Genomic DNA, 20,951 nt, shown 5'->3' on the forward strand with positions numbered 1-20,951 from the left:
GAATGAGCCAAATGCGTTGCGCATCTGCAAGCTCATTGCTTGAAATGCTTGGTCAGGACATGTTCGAGCACATCCCGAAAAGTGTGAAACGGCTTTCGGACAAGATGTGCTCAAAACAAAAGGAGGCCCAAATGGCACCTCGCGTTCTCGTATCCGATAAGCTTTCGCCTACTGCCGTCCAGATTTTCAAGGATCGCGGTGTTGAAGTCGATTACTTGCCCGATCTCGGCAAGGATAAGGAAAAGCTTCTCGAAGTCATCGGTCAGTATGACGGTCTGGCAATTCGTTCGGCCACCAAGGTCACGGAAAAGCTGATCGCTGCTGCCAAAAATCTCAAGGTTGTCGGTCGCGCCGGTATCGGCGTGGATAATGTTGACATCCCGGCCGCGTCGCGTCGCGGTATCATCGTGATGAACACGCCGTTCGGCAATTCGATCACCACGGCAGAACATGCCATTGCGCTGATGTTCGCCGTAGCGCGGCAGTTGCCGGAAGCCGATGCTTCCACTCGCGCAGGCAAGTGGGAAAAGAACCGCTTCATGGGTGTGGAAATCACCGGCAAGACGCTCGGTGTCGTCGGTTGCGGCAATATCGGTTCGATTGTCGCCACGCGCGGCATCGGCCTCAAGATGCATGTTGTTGCTTTCGATCCGTTCCTGTCGGAAGCGCGCGCGCAGGAACTGGGCGTGGAGAAAGTGGAGCTGGACGAGCTGCTCGCCCGCGCCGATTTCATCACGCTGCACACGCCGCTGACTGACAAAACCCGCAATCTCATCAATGCGGAAAGCCTTGCCAAGACCAAGCCCGGCGTTCGCATCGTCAATTGCGCCCGCGGCGGTTTGATCGTAGAAAAGGACCTCATTGCCGCGCTGAAATCAGGCCATGTGGCCGGTGCCGGTATCGACGTCTACGAAGTCGAGCCTGCGACGGAGAATGAACTTTTCTCCCTGCCAAATGTCGTTTGTACGCCGCATCTGGGCGCATCGACCTCGGAAGCGCAGGAAAATGTTGCGCTTCAGGTAGCCGAACAAATGTCGGACTATCTGGTCAAGGGTGCGGTTTCCAACGCCATCAACATGCCGTCGATCACTGCTGAAGAAGCGCCGCGCCTGCGTCCATTTGTGAAGCTTGCAGAAGTTCTGGGCGCTTTTGTCGGTCAGGTGACCGACGAACCGATCGAGGAAGTGGAAGTGCTGTTCGACGGCTCCACCTCCGGCATGAACACGCGCGCGCTTTTGAGTGCTGCTCTGGCTGGTCTCATTCGCCCGCAGGTTGCCGACGTCAACATGGTTTCGGCACCGATCATGGTGAAGGAACGCGGCATCATCGTTTCGGAAGTAAGGCGCGACAAATCCGGTATTTTTGACGGCTATATCAAGCTGACTGTCCGCACGACGCTGCGCGAGCGCTCCATCGCCGGAACCTGCTTCTCGGACGGCAAGCCGCGCTTCATCCAGATCAAGGGAATCAACCTCGATGCCGAGGTCGGTCCGCACATGCTCTACGTCACGAACAAGGACGTTCCAGGCATGATCGGCCTGCTCGGCACGATCTGCGGCAAGCACAATATCAACATCGCAAATTTCTCACTTGGACGCGACCATCCCGGTGGTGACGCCATTGCCATGCTCTATGTGGATGAACAGATTCCGCATGCAGCACTTGACGAACTGATAGCTCAGGAGGCAATCAAGGCGGCAACACCGCTTGAGTTCAACGTCGGAGAAGTTTGAAAACATGACTGAAGAGATGGCACAGCCGGAATGGCGGCGCATGCACGAGCAGGATATCGAGCGCGTGACTGTGGTAGCCAATGTGGTCCATCTCGACTTTTTCGAGGATGAGGCGGTCTTCAGGGACCGCTTCAAGCTCTACCCGGCGGGATGTTTCGTCTATGCCCGTGACACCGACATTCTGGGTTATGGCATCAGCCATCCCTGGAAACTCGATACGGTTCCCGCGCTGAATTCCGTTCTCGGCGAATTGCCGGAAGATACCAGCACCTATTATATCCACGACATCGCGCTTTTGCCTGCTGCCCGCTCCGCCGGTGCCGCCACGCGCGTGCTGGAACTGATGGCCGCCCAGGCCGAGACCGATGGCTTTTTCACCATGTCGCTTGTGGCCGTGAATAATTCCGAAGGTTTCTGGGAAAAGAAGGGCTTCGTCTCCCGAGATCTGCCCGCACTGGAAGAAAAGCTGAAAAGCTACTCGGATGATGCCATCTATATGGTGAGAGCAGGGTAAAACTCCCGCGCCGGTCGAAAATCGTGATTTTTTTTGCACGAAAGAGTCGCGCAGCAAAGATTCTCTCTGTATAGAGACGAGGGATCAGCACCCCGTCGACTTTTCGGGGAAGCTTGCGATCCTTGGGCTATCAACGGCCAATAGTTAGTTTTACGCATTTCCGAACGCAAAACCGCTTCGCACTTTTGCTGGAAATGCTTCATGCCGACCGAGGAGTTTTCTTAAATGGCAAATGTGGTTGTCGTCGGGTCGCAATGGGGCGACGAGGGCAAGGGTAAGATCGTGGACTGGCTGTCCGAACGCGCCGATGTCATCGTGCGCTATCAGGGCGGTCATAATGCAGGTCATACGCTTGTTATCGATGGCGTCAGCTACAAGCTTTCGCTGCTGCCGTCCGGTCTGGTGCGCGGCAAGCTCAGCGTCATCGGCAATGGCGTCGTTGTCGATCCGCATCATTTCGTTTCTGAAGTCGCGAAGCTGCGCGCACAGGGCATCGAGATTTCTCCGGACGTTCTGCGTATTGCCGAAAATGCACCGCTCATTCTGTCGATCCACCGCGATCTCGACGCCATGCGCGAAGGCTCAAATTCGGGCCTCAAGATCGGCACCACCAAGCGCGGCATCGGTCCTGCTTACGAAGACAAGGTCGGCCGTCGCGCCATCCGCGTCATCGATCTGGCTGAGCCGGAAACGCTGGAGCCAAAGGTCGAGCGCCTGCTGTCGCACCACAATCTGCTGCGTCGCGGCATGGGCCTCGAGGAAATCGCCGTTGAGACGATCCTCAAGGAACTGACCTCGGTTGCCCATGAAATCCTGCCTTATATCGATCAGGTCTGGCGCGTGCTCGACGAGCGCCGCAAGGCTGGCGCCCGCATCCTGTTCGAAGGCGCACAGGGCGCTCTGCTCGACAACGACCACGGCACCTATCCGTTCGTGACCTCGTCCAACACCGTCGCCGGTCAGGCTGCTGCCGGTTCGGGCCTCGGCCCGACAGCCATCGGCTATGTGCTGGGCATCACCAAGGCCTACACGACCCGCGTTGGTGAGGGTCCGTTCCCGACGGAACTCCACGATGAAATCGGCGAATTCCTTGGCACCAAGGGCCATGAATTTGGCGTGGTGACGGGCCGCAAGCGCCGTTGCGGCTGGTTCGACGCCGTGATCGTGCGTCAGACGGTTCGCACTTCCGGCATCACCGGCATCGCGCTGACCAAGCTCGATGTTCTCGACGGTCTGGACGAAATCAAGATCTGCGTTGCCTATGAACTCGATGGCAAGCGCATCGACTATCTGCCGTCCTCCATGGGCGCGCAGGCTCGCGTCAAGCCGATCTATGAAACGCTGCCGGGCTGGTCGGAAACGACCGCAGGTGCACGTTCGTGGAACGATCTTCCGACGCAGGCTGTCAAATATGTTCGCCATATCGAAGAACTGATCGGCGCTCCGGTGGCTATGCTGTCCACCAGCCCGGAACGCGAGGATACCATCCTCGTCACCGATCCGTTCCAGGATTGATCTTTTCAAGATCGCGCTATTGATCAACCCGAAGCAGTTTTGCATAAACTGCTTCGGGTTTTCAGTTTTTGAGCGTTGCAGTGGTGTCCGGTGGTTCAGATTGGCCAGAAAATGCTCGAAGCTTTGTCAAATCTGCCGCTATTTCGCCTCATCGTTTTGAAAAGCTTCGCTTAATTACTGCCAGACACTTTGCTTTCCCTTGATTATTGTGATTATTGGGACATTTAATTGCATCCAGTGCTTGTGGTATCTGAACGGGCGATAAACCGGGTAAGACGGAATGGCGGATTTTGTAGCTGTACTGAAAAAGACGATCGATGCGCAGGCGGACAAATCGCCTGAATTGCGCCAGCGCGTTTACGCGAAGGCGCGCGCAACGATCGAGCAGAAGCTTGTGACGGCAAATGCCTCGCAAGCTGTGGCGGTACGCCAGCGCAATATTCTCGAAGACGCGATTGCCGAAGTCGAAGCCTTTTATGCGCCTCCCGCTGCTGCCGCAGCAGCCCCTGATCCGGTCAATGATGCGCTGGAAGATTTTCTGCAGGAAGCGAATCAGGGTGTAAGCGCGTCGCGTGCTCACCACGAGGACGATGACGACAGCACTTTTCCGGCTGCACCAGCGGCAGAGCGCCAGACGCGCGCGTCCGAGCATGATGAAGATGCCTCGTTCAGCGCAGAACGCAGCGGCGACTGGAAAATCGACCGCGCCAAGGAAAAGGCGCAAGCGCGCCGCAGCGAATATATCGAGCGCAGCACCGTCAAGGAAAAGCGCTCCTATAAGGGCCTGATCGCCGGTCTTGTTGCTCTGCTCGTTCTGGGCGGTGCTGGTTATGGCGTATGGGCCAACAAGGACAAGATTCAGGAACTCGCATCGAGCCTCGGGCGCAACGATGCACCGTCGACCCCGGCTGCGAGCGGCGGCGACAGCAATGCGACACCGCAAACCCAGACACCGCCTCCGGCTGATAGCCATGCGGCAGACAATGATACGACCCCACCCGCTGAACAGCAGACGCAGCAACCGGCTGGCGAGCAGAAACTCACCCAGCGTTTGATGCCGGATGGCAGCGAGACCGATGAAGGTCCGGCTGGCGGTGCGGCTGGTCTCGGCGAAGGCAAGTCCACGGCTGCGTCTACGCCTTCCGGTTCTCAGGCTGGCTCGCAATCTGGCGCTCCGGCGACGCCGGGCGAACAGACGCCGGCTTCGCAGCAGGCTGTGGCTGTCGGCCAGCAGGCGTTGCTTTATGAAGAGCGCGGCGGCACGGAATCCGGTTCGGTAGAAAAGGGTAACGTTGTCTGGTCGGTCATTCAGGAAAGCCCGGGTGACGGTCAGCCGGAAGAACCGGCGGTGCGCGGCACGGTGACGATGCCGACAAGCAATGTTCAGCTGAAAATGACGATCCGCAAGAATACGGATCAGTCTATTCCGGCCAGCCATCTGATCGAAATGGTATTCACCGTTCCGGAAGGCTTCTCGGGCGGAGTGATCGACAATGTCCAGCGCATTACCTTCAAGGATACGGAGCAGGCGGCGGGCAATCCGTTGATCGCGGTTCCATCCAAGATCGCGGATAATTTCTTCATCATCTGGCTCAACGATGCCCGCACGGCACAGGACACCAACCTGTCGCTGATGCGCCGTCTGCAATGGATCGATATTCCGGTATCCTATCGCAATGGTCGCCGCGCGCTCATCAGCCTTGAAAAGGGTGTGCCGGGCGAGAAAGCCTTCACCGACGTTCTGGGCACAAACTAAAGCACCGGACAGCAGAATGAAAAAGGCCGCGTGAGCGGCCTTTTTGTTTGCAGATGGAGCGCATCCGAAGTTTTCGGGATGCGTTCCTCAAAAATATCTGCAGTTATTTCTTGTTCTTTTCCGTGAAAGCCTTGATGGCTTCGGCAACTTCATTCTGCGCGGCTTCAGCCGTATCGAAGCCACCGAGTTCTACGGCCTTGCGGCCCTCCGGCAACTGCTTGTAGACGCGGAAGAAGGCTTCCAGACGCTGCTGCTCAATCTTCGGCAGATCGGCGATTTCCTTGATGTTGTCGTAGGTCGGATCGATCCCCGAGGTCGGAACGGCCACGATCTTGTCGTCCTTTTCACCGCCGTCGATCATCTTCAGAACGCCGATCGGGCGAATCTTGATGATGGCGCCCGGTACGATCGGCTCGCGCGTGTAAACAAGCGCATCGAGCGGGTCGCCGTCGCCTGCCAGCGTGCTGGTGATCGAGCCGTAATTGGCCGGGTAGATGACCGGCATCGACTGATAGCGGTCGACAACGATATGGCCGGTCTTGTCGTCGATTTCGTATTTGGTGAAGCTGCCCTGTGGGATTTCGATGGCCGTGAAGAATTCCTTCCCATCCTGTTCCTTCTGCGGATAATCGAGATAGGAAACATAGTCGGAAGCAGATGCGGCAGTGGCAGCGGTCAAGGCGAGGGCTGCGGCAAGCAGGAGCTTTTTCATGGGATGTCCTTTAGGCATCGGTGAAACACGCTTTGTGCCTAAAGGCCTTCCATTGCAGTTATTTGAAGCTTTTGTTGCGGTTGGATGACGGTTCCGCGAGGAACCGCCTGCGATATTCCACAGGGCTGATGCCGATCTTCTGCCGGAAATGATGGCGCAGCGTGTATGCGCTGCCAAAGCCCACGGAAACGGCGATATCGTCGATGCTGACGGGGCTCTGGCAGAGCAGCTGCTTGGCCGTCGTCACCCGTTCGGCAACCAGCCAGTCGCCGGGTGTGGTGGCGGTCGCCTCCGTAAAACGCCGCAAAAAAGTGCGGGCGCTCATGCGGCATTCGCTGGCCATCCGTTCGATGGTCCATTCCGAAGCGAGATTGCTTCTGATCCGGTCGAGGAGGGGGCTGATTTCGGTGCCTTCGCGTTTGGCCACGGGTCTTTCGAGAAACTGCGCCTGTCCGCCCGTGCGATGGGCTGGCATGACCAGACGACGGGCAACGGAGTTGGCGGCCGCTGGCCCAAAGTCCTGCCGCACGATTTCGATCAGCAGGTCCATTCCGGCAGCACTTCCGGCAGAAGTCAAAATGCGGTCGTGCTCGCGATAGAGCGATGCATCATCGACTACAATATCCGGGTGTCCGTCGCGCAATGCTTGCGCATAGCGCCAATGGGTCGTGGCTTCACCTCCGTCAAGCAGACCTGTTGCCGCCAGCACGAATGCGCCGGAACAGATTGAAGCCAGCCGTGCACCCCGTTGATGCGCGCGCCGCAGCCTTTCGCAGATCGCCTCGGGCACGGGAATATCTGCGCCTTTCCAACCGGGCACGATGATGATGTCGGCCTCGTCAATCAGTTCCGGCCCACGGTCCGGGGTAATGATGAAACCGCCATGCGCGCGCAAGGGGCCGTCCTCAATCGGGCAACTGGCAAAACGGTACCAGTCCGGTCCCATTTCCGGGCGCGGCAGGCCGAAGATTTCGGCGACGATGCCGAATTCGAATGTGCAGAGGCCATCGTAGAGAAGAGCTACGACCAGCGGGCCGGTGAGCTGAGGCTTCAGGTTTGTCATGATCTTTACGTATATTGTCAATCACGCCAATTGCAAGAGGGCGGTTATTCGAGCGAAAAGAATGGCGAACACAACAGGAGATCGCCATGACCATCGCGATGAAGACTGCGGCCAAATCCGCCGTGACTGCCATAGAAGCCGCGCCAAGTGCTGTGGCACGGGAACATTTTGCAGAACAATTCGCCTTCGAGACGGATTGCTGGGATGTATACGATGCGCTTTCGAAGGGCGCCGATTTCGTACTTCTCGATGTACGCGGCCCGAGCCTGTTTGCAAAAGGGCATATTCCGGGCGCGATCAACCTGCCGCATGGCAAGATCATCGGTTCGAAAATGGCGGAATGGCCGCAAGAGACGGTGTTTGTCACCTATTGCGCGGGGCCGCATTGCAATGGCGCAGCGCGTGGCGCTCTGCGGCTTGCCGACCTTGGCAGACCGGTCAAGATCATGGCTGGCGGGATAACCGGCTGGATCGATGAGGGATTTGCGCTCGATATCGGGGAAGCGGGGGAATAGCCTCGTCCAGAAACAAGTCTGCCGCAGGGTGCTTCAGGCATCCTGCGGCAGAAAACAGTTCAATTTGTTCAGGCTTTAAGCGTGAGCGGGTTCGACGTGGTTCAGCGCCTTTTGCTGCTTGAATGCGGCAGCCTTGACGGCAGCCTGCACCTTTTCAAAGGCACGCACTTCGATCTGGCGCACGCGTTCACGGCTGATGCCGAATTCACTGGAAAGGTCTTCCAGCGTCATCGGATCGTCGGAAAGGCGGCGGGCTTCGAAGATACGACGCTCGCGATCATTCAGCGTGTCCATGGCCTGTTCGAGCATCGAGCGGCGGTTTTCCAGCTCGTCCTGTTCGATCAGAACCTGTTCCTGGCTGTTGCTGTCATCGACCAGCCAGTCCTGCCATTCGCCGGATTCCCCTTCGCTTGCACGCAGGGGCGCATTGAGCGAGGCGTCACCCGACAGACGGCGGTTCATGGAAACCACTTCGTCTTCGCTGACATTCAGCTTGGTCGCGATCTGCTTGACCTGATCCGGGCGGAGATCGCCATCATCGAGCGCCTGAATCTTGCTCTTCATCTTGCGCAGATTGAAGAACAGGCGCTTCTGGTTGGCAGTCGTGCCCATCTTCACAAGGCTCCACGAACGCAGGATATATTCCTGAATCGAAGCCTTGATCCACCACATGGCATAGGTGGCAAGACGGAAACCGCGCTCCGGTTCGAAGCGCTTCACGGCCTGCATCAGGCCGACATTGCCCTCGGAAATGACCTCGCCAATGGGCAGGCCATAGCCGCGATAACCCATGGCGATCTTCGCCACGAGACGCAGATGGCTCGTCACCAGCTTGTGGGCGGCTTTCGGGTCGGTATGTTCATGATAACGCTTGGCCAGCATATATTCTTCTTGCGGCTCAAGCATGGGAAAACGGCGGATCTCTTCCAGGTAACGGGTAAGGCCACCGTCGCCGGACGTAATGCTCGGGAGATTCATCTGGGCCATAGAGCACCCTCCTTTATAATTTCAGGTTCCCATTTGGCGAACCTGTCGCGGGGGCTGCCTCCTGCACTTCCCTCACGCGAGCCTCCATATATAGGCATGATTTTGGCGAAAACACGATCCTTTAACTCATGAAACAATCTGTCACTGCAATGTGAACGCTGGTCTGCGTGAAAAGTTGCAGACGCATTTTGTAAAGCGCGCTGGATTTGACTGTTCCTGATGATCCAGGTGCAGTTTTGACATCAACTGCACCCGGATTGGTGTTGGTTCGGTTTTCCGGTTCGCTTCAAGGTCCATGTTTACATGCACTGCGATGCGAGGAAGAACCGGAAGACCTGACAGTATTATATGGAGTGCGCGCGGAAATTTTCCAGTAGGTGCTCCATGTCTTCGGGCACCGGCGCTTCAAAACGCATCAATTCATCGGTTGCGGGATGCGTGAAGGCGAGAAGCCAGGCGTGAAGCGCCTGCCTGTGAAAGCCGTTTACCGCTTCCTTCAGTGGTTCCGGCAGTTTGTTCGCCTTGGTCTTGTAGGCGCTGCCGTAATCCATGTCGCCGACCAGCGGATGGCCAATATGGGCCATATGGACGCGAATCTGATGCGTGCGACCGGTTTCAAGACGGCACTCCACCAGAGAAGCCAGCGCAGTGGCATCCTCGCGGGGGCCGAATTTCTCCATCGTCGTGTAATGGGTGACGGCGTGGCGCGCGTCTTCGCGCTCTTCATTCACCACGGCCTGCTTTGTGCGGTCGCGATGCGAGCGTCCGACATGCGCATCGATGATACCCTGCGGGCGCTCGGTCATGCCCCAGACGAGGGCGAGATAAGCGCGCTCCAGATCGCCGGTGCGGCCATGGTCGGCAAATTGTTCGCTTAAATGCCGATGCGAACGGTCATTCTTGGCCACGACCATGACGCCGCTCGTATCCTTGTCGAGACGGTGAACAATGCCCGGACGGCGGATTCCGCCTATGCCGGACAAGCTATCGCCACAATGATATATAAGGGCATTGACAAGCGTTCCCGTCCAATTGCCGTTGCCGGGGTGAACGACAAGGCCAGCAGGCTTGTTGATCACGATGAGATCATCGTCCTCGTAAAGAATATCGAGGGGAATGTTCTCGCCTTGCGGTTCGGCAGGTTCAGGCTCGGGCAGCACGATGGCGATCTTCATGCCTTCGCGCAGCTTCTGCTTGGTTTCACGAGCAGGTTCACCGTCGATGGTCACATGACCTTCGGCAATCAGGGACTGAACGCGACTGCGGGAGAGTTCCGGCCCTAATGCTGCGGCCAGCCATTGGTCCAATCTTTTGCCCGCAGCATCAGTGTCGGCAATTAGTTCTTTCAATTGTCTCTTCCCTTCGTTATCACGCGCCACGGGTGCATGAACCGGAGTCATTTAATGCAGGATCCACACTATCCGCGATACCAGAATCAGCAGGATTCAGGATATCAGGACTATCAGCAGGGCTATTATCAGGACGAACAACCGTCCGAGCCAGTGCTTGATCCGGCTATGGAACGTGTGCGCCGCAAGATGATCCGGCTTCTGGCCGTTTCCATCGGCGTTATGCTGATCGGTCTTATGGCCGTGCTCGCCGCTGTTGTCTACAAGATCAATCGCGCGCCCGAAACCCCTGCCACGCAGGAAGCGCGTTCGGATATTCCAGGTCAGGCCGCAGCGCAGCCTGTCAAGCCGGAACCGCCGAAGCTGATCGAGTCGCAGATCAACCTCGTTCCCGGCACGCGCCTCCTGTCGCAGAGCCTGTCCGGCGATCAGCTTTCGCTGGAAACGCTGTTGCCCGACGGCGGCACCGAACTCATCATTTACGATTATCGCGAATCCCGCGTGATCGGCCGCATCAAGCTCGGCAGCGTCGAGTAAGATCGGGGTGCGTTGCACATTTAAACAGGCGGCCAGTGGCCGCCTTTTTACATTCCCGGATTGCGCTTTTCCGTAAGGGCGATTATATCAGCCAACAACAGACCCTATGCGCCCATCGTCTAGCGGTTAGGACGGCGCCCTCTCACGGCGCAAACAGGGGTTCGATTCCCCTTGGGCGTACCAGTCATTTCCGACATATTTTCCGATAGACAACAAACTGCAGCATTAACAGCGGTTCGATGTGCAATTTCACTCGGTTCGAAGGCGCGCGGGCGGAGCTATCCCTTACCGCGCAATTCTTCGACAACCAGCAATATGACAGCCGGTACGATCACCATCACGAAAAATGCCGTAAGCCCAACATTGAACCAATACATGGAAGCCCTCCCAAACGCCCATATGCCCGATAATCGTCGTCCACATTAATTTGAATTTTGGGAGACTGATCAGCTGGCGGGTTTGACAGTGCAAAACCGGAAGCGAAAATGGACTGGGGAGATCGGATTTATTCCAGTTGCGAAAATTTGCAACTGGCGGCGTGAAGGTGCATAATCGGCGCATGAGCGAACGATATAAAAAGCCCGATTACGAACAGGAACTGCGACAGACCGGTGTGCGCATCACGCGCCCGCGCAGGATCATCCTGAACATTCTGACTGAAACGGAAGACCATCCGGATGCGCTGGAGATTTTCCGCAGGGCGGTCGAGATCGATAGCAGCATTTCGCTGTCGACCGTTTATCGCACCATGAAACTTCTGGAAGAGCGCGGCGCGATCCACCGTCACGCTTTCGCCGGTGGTCCTTCGCGTTTCGAACAGGCAAGCGCTGCGCATCACGACCATATCATCGATATGGATTCGGGCGATGTGGTCGAGTTTCGCTCCGACAAGATTGAAAAATTGCAGGAAGAAATCGCCCGATCGCTCGGCTATGAGATCGTTCATCACCGTCTTGAACTTTATTGCAAAAAAATAAAATCCTGACGGAACCAATTTTCGGTGGTCGCGTTCTTGATGCATGAAGGCCGTGACCCCGCCCCCCAACACGGTCTTCACAGTTCGCCCCAACTCCCCCAAAGGGTGGACGGCGTGAACGCCGCGCAAACGGTGAACCGTTGTGCCAGCAGGCGTCTCGCTCATTTTAATAAGCCGTCATGGTTCGCCCATGGCGGCTTTTATTTGGTCGAAACGGCAGATCGGAAGCTCAGGAATCGAATTGTTCGGCGGGAATAGTCAGTGAGTAGACCGCGCCGGTGCCATCGATGCGGTATTGTGCCTGCCCGTTGACCGAGGCGGGGACAATGCGCTGCAGGACCGCGCTGCCGAATCGCGGGTCGTGCTGGTAGACTTCCGGCATGGCCGGATTGGTTTCTTCCCACCTAAAAACCAGCTTCTCTTCTTCGTTGTCGGCCCGGATAACATGCGCCGAGATCGCCACACGGCCGTAAGGTATGGAAAGCCCGCCAAACGATGTGGCGTTGACCACGAGTTCATGGAGCGCGAGGCCCACATGAAGTGCTGCACCGGGGAACAGATACGGATTGTCCCCCTCGAGACTCAGGCGCTCATCAGTGACATCGATATATTTTTCCACCTGGGAATGGACGAGCTCGCGGAAGAGGGCACCGCGCCAGTTGGAATCGGTCACCAGATCCTGAGAATAGGACAGCGACTGGATGCGTCCGCGGAATTTCAGCAGAAAATCATCGATCGTATCGGTGAAGCGCGCGGTCTGGCTGGCGATGCTCTGCACGATGGCCAGCATGTTCTTGGAGCGATGGCTGACTTCGCGCAAAAGGGTTTTCAACACCTGCTCGCGACGTTTCAGCTCGCTGATTTCAAGCGCAGTGGTTACCAGACCGAGCAGATTGCCGTCTATATCGCGGTCACAATCGATATGCAGTTCGATCCAGTGGATCTTGTTGCCATCCATGATGGAGAGTTCGACATTTTGCGCCGTCATGGTTTCAAGCGCAGTTTGCTTGGCCGCCTTCAATTTGGCCAATGACGTGGAAACGATGAAATCCTCATCGGTGCCGCCGGCTTTCCAGGTTTTTTGCCAATAGGATGGAAGATTTTCGCCCCACGCATAGGCCAGATCGGGGCGTTGATAGAGTACGCAGACATTGCTGTTACGAACGGCCCGAAGGAGCGCGCGCAGACGGGCTGCATCCGGTTCGGCTTCGCGTAATGGCAGGTCTGATGCGCTCATTATAGTCTCGATGACTGTCGATTGGCCCGGATGGCGTGTTTTGACTGAAGATCTGTGCGGTGGGGCTCATTTCGCTTCAGAAAACAAACCGCCGCGCAATTTCGCGCGACGGTATGCTGTTGATCATATCGGTACGGCCGGTTTGCGGCCAGAAACGGACCAGTTTTCAGCTGGACCTTTCGTCGTTTCATCAAGCCTTGCGGATTGCCGAAGCGATCAGCGATACCACGAGCAAAGCGAGGAACACGAAGAATAGAATCTGAGCGATACCCGCCGATGCCCCGGCAATGCCGCCAAAGCCCAGCGCACCTGCGACCAGAGCCACGACGAGAAATACGAGCGCGTAGTAAAGCATATCCAATCTCCTCTTCTGTATGTGAGGAATAAACGTCTTTGCTATGCATTCGGTTCCTACCAGCGTTTAAAAAGGAATAATCTCAGGTTGAAGGCGGGTTTGCCTTAAGGTTGCAAGTTGGGAAACAAAATCCGCTCCGGGGAGAGGGGATTTTCCTTCTCCCGGAGACGGTCAAATTCACCGAACTTGTTGATTGCGGACCGATATCAGGCCGCGACTTGAGAGGCCTCTTCGAAAAACAGTGCCTGACTGATCAGCGCCTTCACCATGTCAGGATTGAACGGCTTGGTAACGAGGAAGGTCGGCTCGGGGCGTTCGCCGGTGAGCAGGCGTTCCGGAAAGGCCGTGATAAAGATGACAGGGATCGTATCATCCTTCAAAATCTCGTTCACAGCGTCGATGCCCGAACTGCCATCGGCAAGCTGGATATCGGCGAGAACCATGCGCGGCTTTTCTTTTTCATAAAGCGCAACCGCCTCATCCTTGGTACGGGCGATGCCAACGACCTCGTGACCGAGGCTCTCGACCATCTGCTCGATATCCATGGCGATCAGCGGTTCGTCTTCGATGATCATCAGGCGGGTTGCGACCTGACGCGAGATATCCGTCGATGCAGAGGAAAGAAGACGACCCAGTTCCGCATCGTCGACATTGAGAACCTCGGCGGCTTCCTTGTCGTTGAAGCCTTCCACGGCAACCAGCAGGAAAGCCTGGCGCGGGAGAGGTGCGATATGGGCGAGATTGCGGTTTGCCCGCTGTTCCCAGCCGATCTCCGATGATTGTTCCGGTACGCGAATCGATGCGGTCTTATAAAGGTCGCTGAACAGGCGGTAGAGCCCGATGCGGTCCGACGATGTATCCGGGAAAATGCTCACATCCGCGATCAGGGCTTCGAGCGCCGCAGCCACATAGGCATCGCCTGATGCCTGAGAACCGGTGAGGGCACGGGAGAAACGACGAAGATAGGGAAGGTGCGGCGCGATACGCGTCGATAACGTCATGATAATGGAACTCCTCATCTGCCGCCTTGTTTTACATTCGTATGAATCCGGCTGGAATAACCGTCTTGAACCAGCGTTTGGTCAAGCGCGATCATCACGCAATCGGGCGCGGCATTACGGACAACAACGATGCCGCTTGAAAAAAGTTCCGAAGTGACGGCATAATTTCGGGAACTTTCCTGGGGCTGGTGCATTCCCCGTCCAACAGAAGCTTTGTAACAAACAGGACAGGGCTCACCGCCTAGAACGATAGAATATGACAGAAAAAGATAACCTTCATACGAATGGCGCCACAGTATCGCGGCGCGTCCCGAAGGACATATTAGGACCCAATTGTGAAGTCGGATTGAAACTCAAGGCGTTATACGCCTCGATTCAAGATGAGACGATCCCGGACCGTTTTCTCGATCTTCTCGAAAAACTCGATCAGGCTGAACAGGAGAGTATGCGTGGACAGAGCACCCGGTCCGTCGGTTGATGGCAATGCCCCGCAGGGGACCCAGCATGAGGGTCCGCAGGGGGCGCAGTTCAAGCGCGAGCTTCTGGCTTCGTTGCCGAGCTTGCGTGCGTTTGCCGTGTCGCTGATTGGTCAGCATGACAAGGCGGACGATCTGGTGCAGGACACCATCATGAAGGCCTGGGCCAAACAGGAAACCTTCGAGATGGGCACCAATATGAAGGCCTGGCTCTTCACCATCCTGCGCAATGAATTCTACACCCAGATGCGCAAGCGCGGACGCGAAGTGCAGGATACGGATGGCGTATTCAGCGAACAGCTCGCCGTGCATCCTTCGCAATATGGTATGCTCGACCTTCAGGATTTTCGAGCGGCTCTGGAGCAATTGCCCGACGATCAGCGCGAAGCGATCATTCTGATCGGCGCTTCAGGCTTTGCTTATGAAGAAGCGGCGGAGATTTGCGGTTGCGCTGTCGGCACGATCAAAAGCCGTGTCAGCCGCGCGCGGACCCGTCTTCAGGAAATCCTCAAGATCGACGGTGAAGGCGATTATGGCCCCGATGCGGATTCGTCTCGCGTCACCCTGAGAAGTTTTGCGTAGCGCATCTTGCTGCCGGACGATTTGATCCGGCAGTACAAAAATGCGTTTCAAACAAAAGGTTAGGGCCTGGTCCCGACACAAGGGACCGGGACTTCTTCAAGCGCGCACTTATTTGTGTGCCATTTTGGCTTTAAAGACCCGATGCCGCCCTCCCGCGACATTTATTTTTGCTCGCAATGACAGTTTTTTGCTCCAACCACTTGAAGGTTAGCCGCCACTGATATTTGCTATCAGAGGTGGGTCATCAATTTGTATTGGGGCGCGTTTTGCCATCACCCTTGTTGCAGAGATTGCTTCAATCTTCGCCGAAACCGATTGCGGTTATCGTCTCACTCGGACTTGTGCTGCTCTCGGCTGTGATGACGCTGTTTCTTTCATCAAGCGTTACACATCAGGTTGTTGATATTTCTCGCAATTATTCACTGCGCCAGCAGGTGGACAAGGTTGCGCGGCTGGCCAACAACATCGAGATGAGCCGTCGCGGCTATCTTCTGACCCTGGATGAGGCGCATCTCGATCTCTACCGCAATTCGATTCTGTCCGTCGATCAGACTTTGACCGATCTGGAGGCGCTATCGGGTCCCAATCCGTTGCAGGATGCGCGGGTGAAACAGATTCGTGCCCTGATCGAGCGGGAAGAGGCGGATGTCCGCGAAACGGTGGAATTGGCGTCGTCCGGCAATATCGCAGCCGCGATGGAGCGGGTGCGCAGCGACGAAGGCAAGGCCCTGATGGACCAACTGTCCACCACGGTGTCCGACTTCATCGATGTGGAAGAAAAGCAGCTCGCCGAGCGCAATGATCGTATCAACCGCATGCGCTACTGGATGACGGCGACATCCATCGTGGCGCTGGCTTCGGCGGCAGTGCTGGGCTGGCTTCTTTTCAGCCGTGTGCAGCGTTATGCGCGCACCATGTTCGAAGGTCAGACGGCGCTTCGGTCTGAAAACGAGATTCTCGAACAGCGGGTTCGCGAACGCACGGCCGAGCTGGAGGAAGAGCGTCGAATCGCGGAGCGCGAGCGTTATCGCGTCGAGCTTCTGCTTCAGGACACCAACCATCGTATCGGCAATTCTCTGGCCACGGTTTCGTCACTGCTGGGTTTGCAGATGCGGCAGGCGCGCAGCGAAGATGCGCGCGAGGCGCTTTCGGCAGCGCGTGACCGGGTTCAGACGGTTTCGACGGCTCATCGGCGCTTGCGATTGGGCGAAGACATGGAAACCGCCCGCGTTGACGAGTTTCTGACCACGGTTGTCAATGATATCCGCAATGCCATCGGTCAGGACCGCCAGATCGAGATCGTGACGAATTTCGAGCAGCTCGACCTGAAGGCCCGCGATGTGACGACCATAGGGATCATTGTCGGCGAGCTGGTTACCAACGCCATCAAACATGCTTTCAAGGGCCGACCGGGTGGACAGATTTCCGTCAGTTTCCAGGCGGATACGGATGGTGTGCCTGTTCTGGCGGTGGAAGATGATGGTGTAGGCTGGGGAGCGGAAGGCGCTGCCAAGCCAGGCGACAAGAATGGTCTCGGCACGCTGGTGGTAGAGCAGCTTTGCATGCAGTTTGGTGAAAAGCCGGTCTATGGTGAGGCGGAGGGTCGGCGTGGGTCACGCGTATCGGTACGTCTGGCCTCGCTGGTGGATAGCACCGACGCAGCCGCGCAGTAAAAAGAACTCCTGTCGAAAACAGAAAAACACCGGAACGGGTTCCGGTGTTTTTTATTATTCATAGCGCTTTTGTCAGGCCTTGGGCGGGCGCTTCTTCTTGTCCGAAAGCAGCGATACCAATGCGATGCCTGCCAGCGGCAGGGCTGCCGCGAGGATTGGCCGCTTCAGGATCGAAGGGATCGTCGCGAGTGCGGCTGTCGCCATCATTGCCGACTTGTCGGCTTCGATCCGCTGCTTGCGCTTCTTGGCCTCCGCTGCTGCCTGAATTTTCAGAACAGCAAGAACGAGCAGCGCCAGAATCAACGAAATCGCGGCGAGAATCAGCGCGGCGAGCGGACCGCCATAGGCCTGCGCGAGCGCAAGGAAGGCGGCGACACAGAGAAATGTGACTGTGATGATGCCAAAGATGGCAATCGCCACGCCGAAAATTGCTGCACGTCGCGTCTGACTGACGGCGAATTTCACTTCCTCGCCAGCCAGCGCGGTCAGTATGGGGGCCAAAGCTTTAAGCATGGGACGCCTCAGCGGCGGGAAAGAAGGGCGAGCAGATAGCCAATACCGAGCGCGGTCGCAAGCGAAGTGATCGGACGCTCACGCACGGTTGCTGTCAATTGCGCTTCCAGATCCTGCGCCTTGTTGCACAACTCGTCGACGACATCGCCGCCTTGCAGATAGGCGCTCTTATAGGTTTCTTTCGCGCTGCGCTTGGCATCGCGGACGGTCTGGTTGCCAAGATTGGCGAGTGTCGCTGCGATGGCTGCGATGTCTTCCTTCAACTGCTCAACCTGCGTCTGCAAGTCTTCGGTCGTCGAATCGGTCAACGCTTCCTCGATCTTTTCTTCGATCTTGCTCGTCTTCGCGGATGCACGCGCCATATCTGGCCTCCTGTCATAACGGATTGTCGTTGTAACAACGCTTTTCGTCACCAATGGTTGCACGCAATAGCCAATCGCGGCAACGCCGCGCGCCACTTCTTATGCGTCATGGTAAACGGGCAAGTCCACCGCAGGCCTTGTTTAGAACAAGGTCCGTTCGCGCTCATCGAGGCGAGTCAGACAGTGTCAGACGAGAAACAGATAGGCCGCGCCAGCGATCATGAGAAAGGCAAGGCCGACATGGGCTGGTTTCAGCGCGCGCTGCGGAGCCGGCAGCGGATCATCATTGCCCGCCATGGCGGTTCTTGCCGCATGTTCGAGTGCCTGAATGTCTTTGTGCATCATGTGCATGCTCCTCCTGCCGGTCCATACGTCTCCTGAGGGAGATGAACGCTTCCGACGCGATCATCAGGTCTGATTTGCCCGCATTATGCAACAGCTATTTATAAGGGGTTTGACAGGCCGCGCTTACCCAAAAGGTTGCAGAAAAAGGCAGCCACAACAAAACATGACTTGCATCATCATATTATTGGGGGTTAAAAAGAGGCTAACAAGCAGCGCCACGGCCTGCGTGATGGGTCGTCCTTGGCGCCCGAGTTGAACAATCAAAAGGCGATCAAGATGACTGGTTTCTGTCGGAAGGGCTTCATGGCTGCGGCGATGGGCATTGTCTTGCTGGGCGTTGGTCCGGCATTGGCTCAAGAGGCGACGCAGCCCAATCCTTCAGCGGCTCCTGCTGCCCAGCCAGCGCCATCCGCTCCGGCAGCACAGCCAGCGCCTGTAGAGCAACAGCCGCAGGCTCCCGCTTCAACTCCGGCCCCACAGGCAGAGCCGCAGCCCGTCATCGCTGGCCAGCCCGCAGCCGAAGAAAGAGACGCCAGCCTTCCGCATGACCTGTCGCCATGGGGCATGTTCATGGCTGCCGACTGGATTGTGAAGGCGGTGATGATCGGTCTCGGTCTTGCCTCGCTCGCAACATGGACCATCTGGGTCGCCAAGTCGCTCGAACTGGCGGGTGCGCGCCGCCGCGCCAACAAGGCGCTGAAGACCATCGGTCATTCCGCAACGCTTGTCGATGCTGTCCGCGCGCTTGATGGCGTCAAAGGCCCGGGCGCCATCATGGTGCGCGCCGCCGAAGATGAGGTTCGTCTCTCCACCCCTGCACTGGCACGCGCTGGAGGCGAGGGCCTCAAGGAACGCGTTTCGTCGCGCCTGTCACGCATCGAAGCCAAGGCTGGCCGTCGCCTGTCCAAGGGCACCGGCATTCTGGCCACCATCGGCTCCATCGGACCGTTTGTCGGTCTGTTTGGCACCGTCTGGGGCATCATGAATTCGTTCATCAATATCAGTGAAGCGCAGACGACCAATCTGGCTGTCGTGGCTCCCGGTATTGCTGAAGCGCTGCTGGCCACCGCTATTGGCCTTGTGGCCGCTATTCCGGCGGTTGTGATCTACAACGTCTTTGCCCGTGCGATCACTGGCTATCGTTCGCTTTTGGCCGACGCATCGGCAGGCGTTGAACGTCTGGTCAGCCGCGATCTGGACTTCAGGGCAGCCGGCGTGCGTGAAGGCACGCTGCACGCAGCGGAGTAGGCGTCATGGCGAGTAAAATTCGCGAAGGCGGTGGTGACGATCTCGAGCTTAATCACGAGATCAATGTAACGCCCTTCATCGACGTCATGCTGGTTCTGCTGATCATCTTCATGGTGGCAGCGCCGCTTGCGACCGTGGATGTGAAGGTCGACCTGCCAGCGTCGACCGCCGCTGCTGCGCCGCGTCCCGACAAGCCGCTTTATGTGACGTTGAAGGACGATCTGAGCATCAGCGTGGGCAATGATGTCGTTGCCCGCGAGCGTCTGGGCGCTGCGCTGGACGGCCTGTCCGAGAAAAACAAGGAAACGCGCATTTTCCTGCGGGCTGACAAAGCCGTTCCGTATGAAGAACTGATGCGCATCATGAATTCGCTGCGTGAAGCGGGTTATCTCAAGATTGCGCTGGTCGGCCTCGAAACCGTTGGTGCATCGGCACCGGCGTCAACCCCTGCGCAAGCGCCAGCTCAGACGCCCGCCCCGGCGGGAACCGCACCCGGAGCTGCCCCCGGAGCTGCCCAATGAATGCACTTCCGCCCGATCATCCTCCCGTGAAGGTGGCTTCTGCCGACGCCCATCATCATTCCTTCTGGCATGATGCGGGACGCTGGATCGGCGCGGGCATTCTTGTGCTGACTGTGCATGCCGCTGGAGCCTACGCCATTCATCTGGCGCAGGAAGAAGATCAGCCGGATGGCGGACAAGTCGCGGCCATGGTGGTCGAGCTTGCGCCGGAGCCTATGGCTCCGATGGAAGAACAGGTTGCCGACGAAGCGCAGCCGGAAACGGCGGAAGCTCCCAAGGAAGTCGAGCCTGAGCCGGTTGTTCAGCCGGAACCGCAGCCTGAAGAACCGACACCTCCGGAGCCAGAACAGGTGACGCCGCCGGAACCCGAGCCACAGCCGGAGCCGGAAGTTCAGGAGAAGCCGGAAGAGATCATTCCGGATGTGGTCGAGGCTGAAAAGCCGGAAGTGGCCGTGCCTTTGCCAGTTGAAAAGCCGGAACCAAAGCCTGAGCCGAAGCCAGAGCCAAAGCCGGAACCCAAAAAGGTCGAAAAGCCGAAGCCGCAAAAGGTTGAGAAGCCGAAGCCCAAGAAGGCTGAAAAGGCTGAAGAAACCCGACAGGCGAGCGCACCGCGCATGGATGCCGATAATGGTCCGCGTGCCGCTGCAAACCGCCGTGGTCAAAACAACGCGTCGGCTGGCGTAAGCTCAGACAAATGGAAGTCGAAGCTTTTTTCTCACATGAACCGCAATGCTCGTTACTTGCAGCGCAAAATGCGCAACGCCAAGGGGCTGGTGACGGTGGCATTTGTGATCGATCCTTCCGGCAACGTGTTGTCGGCCCGCGTGGCTGGTTCGTCTGGCGATCCAGCGGTTGACCAACTGGCGCTGGAAGCCGTGCGTCGTGCTTCGCCTGTGCCAGCACCTCCGCCCGCACTGGCAGAGCCGCGCAAATCGATCAGCTTGCCAATGCTGTTCAAGTAAAACAGCCAGGATTATCGAT

Annotated in this window: 24 protein-coding genes and 1 tRNA gene; 14 read left to right on the forward strand and 11 right to left on the reverse strand. The window is 57.3% G+C overall.

The window, feature by feature from the left end:
• Positions 1–131: 131 nt before the first annotated feature.
• The 4 genes from serA to QBD01_RS23535 all read left to right on the forward strand — a co-directional run bounded on the left by serA (position 132) and on the right by QBD01_RS23535 (position 5,518).
• Positions 132–1,733, forward strand: a complete 1,602-nt coding sequence (gene serA / locus QBD01_RS23520) for a phosphoglycerate dehydrogenase (protein ID WP_078339469.1) — start codon at positions 132–134, stop codon at positions 1,731–1,733.
• Between the two features lie 4 nt (positions 1,734–1,737).
• Complete coding sequence (locus tag QBD01_RS23525) at positions 1,738–2,247, forward strand: GNAT family N-acetyltransferase (RefSeq protein ID WP_280994759.1); 510 nt, start codon at positions 1,738–1,740, stop codon at positions 2,245–2,247.
• A 225-nt stretch (positions 2,248–2,472) separates the two neighbouring features.
• Entirely contained in the window at positions 2,473–3,762 is a 1,290-nt protein-coding gene (locus tag QBD01_RS23530; RefSeq protein ID WP_280994760.1) for an adenylosuccinate synthase, read from the forward strand.
• Positions 3,763–4,042: 280 nt separating this feature from the next.
• Positions 4,043–5,518 (forward strand): transcriptional regulator, encoded by a 1,476-nt coding sequence (locus QBD01_RS23535; RefSeq protein ID WP_280994761.1) that lies wholly within the window; start codon positions 4,043–4,045, stop codon positions 5,516–5,518.
• A gap of 103 nt (positions 5,519–5,621) precedes the next feature.
• Here the strand turns inward: QBD01_RS23535 and QBD01_RS23540 are convergent, their stop codons facing one another.
• Entirely contained in the window at positions 5,622–6,230 is a 609-nt protein-coding gene (locus QBD01_RS23540; protein WP_280994762.1) for an inorganic diphosphatase, read from the reverse strand.
• Between the two features lie 58 nt (positions 6,231–6,288).
• Positions 6,289–7,293, reverse strand: a complete 1,005-nt coding sequence (gene ftrA, locus QBD01_RS23545) for a transcriptional regulator FtrA (RefSeq protein ID WP_280994763.1) — start codon at positions 7,291–7,293, stop codon at positions 6,289–6,291.
• 86 nt (positions 7,294–7,379) lie between these two features.
• Between ftrA and QBD01_RS23550 the strand changes: the two genes are divergently transcribed.
• Positions 7,380–7,808, forward strand: coding sequence for a rhodanese-like domain-containing protein (locus QBD01_RS23550; protein ID WP_280994764.1), 429 nt, complete (start codon positions 7,380–7,382; stop codon positions 7,806–7,808).
• A 75-nt stretch (positions 7,809–7,883) separates the two neighbouring features.
• On the opposite strand, the gene rpoH is transcribed toward QBD01_RS23550, so the two are convergent.
• Entirely contained in the window at positions 7,884–8,795 is a 912-nt protein-coding gene (rpoH, locus tag QBD01_RS23555; RefSeq protein WP_078339462.1) for an RNA polymerase sigma factor RpoH, read from the reverse strand.
• A gap of 344 nt (positions 8,796–9,139) precedes the next feature.
• Positions 9,140–10,195 carry an RluA family pseudouridine synthase gene (locus QBD01_RS23560; RefSeq protein WP_280994765.1) on the reverse strand — a complete coding sequence of 352 codons (1,056 nt, stop codon included), beginning with the start codon at positions 10,193–10,195 and terminating at the stop codon, positions 9,140–9,142.
• A gap of 3 nt (positions 10,196–10,198) precedes the next feature.
• On the opposite strand from QBD01_RS23560, the gene QBD01_RS23565 reads away from it, so the two are divergent.
• The 3 genes from QBD01_RS23565 to QBD01_RS23575 all read left to right on the forward strand — a co-directional run bounded on the left by QBD01_RS23565 (position 10,199) and on the right by QBD01_RS23575 (position 11,666).
• Positions 10,199–10,681 (forward strand): hypothetical protein, encoded by a 483-nt coding sequence (locus QBD01_RS23565; RefSeq protein ID WP_078339460.1) that lies wholly within the window; start codon positions 10,199–10,201, stop codon positions 10,679–10,681.
• A gap of 108 nt (positions 10,682–10,789) precedes the next feature.
• A tRNA-Glu gene (locus QBD01_RS23570) sits at positions 10,790–10,864 on the forward strand.
• A 376-nt stretch (positions 10,865–11,240) separates the two neighbouring features.
• Positions 11,241–11,666, forward strand: a complete 426-nt coding sequence (locus QBD01_RS23575; RefSeq protein ID WP_280994766.1) for a Fur family transcriptional regulator — start codon at positions 11,241–11,243, stop codon at positions 11,664–11,666.
• A gap of 220 nt (positions 11,667–11,886) precedes the next feature.
• Here QBD01_RS23575 and QBD01_RS23580 read toward each other — a convergent pair whose 3' ends face one another.
• The 4 genes from QBD01_RS23580 to QBD01_RS23595 all read right to left on the reverse strand — a co-directional run bounded on the left by QBD01_RS23580 (position 11,887) and on the right by QBD01_RS23595 (position 14,444).
• Positions 11,887–12,894 (reverse strand): sensor histidine kinase, encoded by a 1,008-nt coding sequence (locus QBD01_RS23580; RefSeq protein WP_280994767.1) that lies wholly within the window; start codon positions 12,892–12,894, stop codon positions 11,887–11,889.
• A gap of 190 nt (positions 12,895–13,084) precedes the next feature.
• Complete coding sequence (locus QBD01_RS23585) at positions 13,085–13,249, reverse strand: DUF1328 domain-containing protein (RefSeq protein ID WP_007876538.1); 165 nt, start codon at positions 13,247–13,249, stop codon at positions 13,085–13,087.
• Between the two features lie 206 nt (positions 13,250–13,455).
• Positions 13,456–14,250 (reverse strand): response regulator, encoded by a 795-nt coding sequence (locus QBD01_RS23590; RefSeq protein ID WP_182521650.1) that lies wholly within the window; start codon positions 14,248–14,250, stop codon positions 13,456–13,458.
• A 14-nt stretch (positions 14,251–14,264) separates the two neighbouring features.
• Positions 14,265–14,444, reverse strand: coding sequence for a hypothetical protein (locus QBD01_RS23595; protein ID WP_280994768.1), 180 nt, complete (start codon positions 14,442–14,444; stop codon positions 14,265–14,267).
• 62 nt (positions 14,445–14,506) lie between these two features.
• Between QBD01_RS23595 and QBD01_RS23600 the strand changes: the two genes are divergently transcribed.
• From QBD01_RS23600 to QBD01_RS23610, 3 genes are all read left to right on the forward strand, one after another.
• Positions 14,507–14,728 (forward strand): NepR family anti-sigma factor, encoded by a 222-nt coding sequence (locus QBD01_RS23600; protein ID WP_182521649.1) that lies wholly within the window; start codon positions 14,507–14,509, stop codon positions 14,726–14,728.
• On the forward strand, positions 14,700–15,308 hold the full coding sequence (locus tag QBD01_RS23605; protein WP_280994769.1) for an RNA polymerase sigma factor: 609 nt from the start codon (positions 14,700–14,702) through the stop codon (positions 15,306–15,308). Before QBD01_RS23600 ends, QBD01_RS23605 begins: the two co-directional genes overlap by 29 nt.
• 266 nt (positions 15,309–15,574) lie before the next feature.
• Positions 15,575–16,981: a CHASE3 domain-containing protein gene (locus QBD01_RS23610; protein ID WP_280994770.1), complete on the forward strand. Its 1,407-nt coding sequence runs from the start codon at positions 15,575–15,577 to the stop codon at positions 16,979–16,981.
• Positions 16,982–17,053: 72 nt separating this feature from the next.
• Here QBD01_RS23610 and QBD01_RS23615 read toward each other — a convergent pair whose 3' ends face one another.
• The 3 genes from QBD01_RS23615 to QBD01_RS23625 all read right to left on the reverse strand — a co-directional run bounded on the left by QBD01_RS23615 (position 17,054) and on the right by QBD01_RS23625 (position 18,201).
• Complete coding sequence (locus QBD01_RS23615) at positions 17,054–17,494, reverse strand: phage holin family protein (protein ID WP_078339455.1); 441 nt, start codon at positions 17,492–17,494, stop codon at positions 17,054–17,056.
• Between the two features lie 8 nt (positions 17,495–17,502).
• The gene (locus QBD01_RS23620) at positions 17,503–17,856 is read right to left on the reverse strand and encodes a DNA gyrase subunit B (protein ID WP_280994771.1); all 354 of its coding nucleotides are present in this window, start codon (positions 17,854–17,856) and stop codon (positions 17,503–17,505) included.
• A 186-nt stretch (positions 17,857–18,042) separates the two neighbouring features.
• On the reverse strand, positions 18,043–18,201 hold the full coding sequence (locus tag QBD01_RS23625; protein WP_167836095.1) for a hypothetical protein: 159 nt from the start codon (positions 18,199–18,201) through the stop codon (positions 18,043–18,045).
• Between the two features lie 240 nt (positions 18,202–18,441).
• Here QBD01_RS23625 and exbB point away from each other — a divergent pair, with 240 nt between their 5' ends.
• From exbB to QBD01_RS23640, 3 genes are read left to right on the forward strand one after another with little or no spacing between them, the layout of a single operon-like run.
• Complete coding sequence (gene exbB, locus QBD01_RS23630) at positions 18,442–19,449, forward strand: tonB-system energizer ExbB (protein WP_280994772.1); 1,008 nt, start codon at positions 18,442–18,444, stop codon at positions 19,447–19,449.
• Positions 19,450–19,454: 5 nt separating this feature from the next.
• Complete coding sequence (exbD, locus tag QBD01_RS23635) at positions 19,455–19,970, forward strand: TonB system transport protein ExbD (RefSeq protein ID WP_280994773.1); 516 nt, start codon at positions 19,455–19,457, stop codon at positions 19,968–19,970.
• Positions 19,967–20,932, forward strand: coding sequence for a TonB family protein (locus QBD01_RS23640; RefSeq protein ID WP_280994774.1), 966 nt, complete (start codon positions 19,967–19,969; stop codon positions 20,930–20,932). The genes exbD and QBD01_RS23640 overlap by 4 nt, the downstream gene beginning before the upstream one ends.
• The last annotated feature ends 19 nt before the right edge of the window (positions 20,933–20,951 follow it).

It is taken from the genome of Ochrobactrum sp. 19YEA23, assembly GCF_029909865.1.
Classification (GTDB): Bacteria; Pseudomonadota; Alphaproteobacteria; order Rhizobiales; family Rhizobiaceae; genus Brucella; species Brucella gambitense.

What these genes read in the sequence shown, in the direction of transcription:
- serA (WP_078339469.1), top strand. Translation starts at nt 132, where the DNA reads ATGGCACCTCGCGTTCTCGTATCCGATAAGCTTTCGCCTACTGCCGTC.
- QBD01_RS23525 (WP_280994759.1), top strand. Translation starts at nt 1,738, where the DNA reads ATGACTGAAGAGATGGCACAGCCGGAATGGCGGCGCATGCACGAGCAG.
- QBD01_RS23530 (WP_280994760.1), top strand. Translation starts at nt 2,473, where the DNA reads ATGGCAAATGTGGTTGTCGTCGGGTCGCAATGGGGCGACGAGGGCAAG.
- QBD01_RS23535 (WP_280994761.1), top strand. Translation starts at nt 4,043, where the DNA reads ATGGCGGATTTTGTAGCTGTACTGAAAAAGACGATCGATGCGCAGGCG.
- QBD01_RS23540 (WP_280994762.1), bottom strand. Translation starts at nt 6,230, where the DNA reads ATGAAAAAGCTCCTGCTTGCCGCAGCCCTCGCCTTGACCGCTGCCACT.
- ftrA (WP_280994763.1), bottom strand. Translation starts at nt 7,293, where the DNA reads ATGACAAACCTGAAGCCTCAGCTCACCGGCCCGCTGGTCGTAGCTCTT.
- QBD01_RS23550 (WP_280994764.1), top strand. Translation starts at nt 7,380, where the DNA reads ATGACCATCGCGATGAAGACTGCGGCCAAATCCGCCGTGACTGCCATA.
- rpoH (WP_078339462.1), bottom strand. Translation starts at nt 8,795, where the DNA reads ATGGCCCAGATGAATCTCCCGAGCATTACGTCCGGCGACGGTGGCCTT.
- QBD01_RS23560 (WP_280994765.1), bottom strand. Translation starts at nt 10,195, where the DNA reads ATGACTCCGGTTCATGCACCCGTGGCGCGTGATAACGAAGGGAAGAGA.
- QBD01_RS23565 (WP_078339460.1), top strand. Translation starts at nt 10,199, where the DNA reads ATGCAGGATCCACACTATCCGCGATACCAGAATCAGCAGGATTCAGGA.
- QBD01_RS23575 (WP_280994766.1), top strand. Translation starts at nt 11,241, where the DNA reads ATGAGCGAACGATATAAAAAGCCCGATTACGAACAGGAACTGCGACAG.
- QBD01_RS23580 (WP_280994767.1), bottom strand. Translation starts at nt 12,894, where the DNA reads ATGAGCGCATCAGACCTGCCATTACGCGAAGCCGAACCGGATGCAGCC.
- QBD01_RS23585 (WP_007876538.1), bottom strand. Translation starts at nt 13,249, where the DNA reads ATGCTTTACTACGCGCTCGTATTTCTCGTCGTGGCTCTGGTCGCAGGT.
- QBD01_RS23590 (WP_182521650.1), bottom strand. Translation starts at nt 14,250, where the DNA reads ATGACGTTATCGACGCGTATCGCGCCGCACCTTCCCTATCTTCGTCGT.
- QBD01_RS23595 (WP_280994768.1), bottom strand. Translation starts at nt 14,444, where the DNA reads ATGCACCAGCCCCAGGAAAGTTCCCGAAATTATGCCGTCACTTCGGAA.
- QBD01_RS23600 (WP_182521649.1), top strand. Translation starts at nt 14,507, where the DNA reads ATGACAGAAAAAGATAACCTTCATACGAATGGCGCCACAGTATCGCGG.
- QBD01_RS23615 (WP_078339455.1), bottom strand. Translation starts at nt 17,494, where the DNA reads ATGCTTAAAGCTTTGGCCCCCATACTGACCGCGCTGGCTGGCGAGGAA.
- QBD01_RS23620 (WP_280994771.1), bottom strand. Translation starts at nt 17,856, where the DNA reads ATGGCGCGTGCATCCGCGAAGACGAGCAAGATCGAAGAAAAGATCGAG.
- QBD01_RS23625 (WP_167836095.1), bottom strand. Translation starts at nt 18,201, where the DNA reads ATGATGCACAAAGACATTCAGGCACTCGAACATGCGGCAAGAACCGCC.
- exbD (WP_280994773.1), top strand. Translation starts at nt 19,455, where the DNA reads ATGGCGAGTAAAATTCGCGAAGGCGGTGGTGACGATCTCGAGCTTAAT.
- QBD01_RS23640 (WP_280994774.1), top strand. Translation starts at nt 19,967, where the DNA reads ATGAATGCACTTCCGCCCGATCATCCTCCCGTGAAGGTGGCTTCTGCC.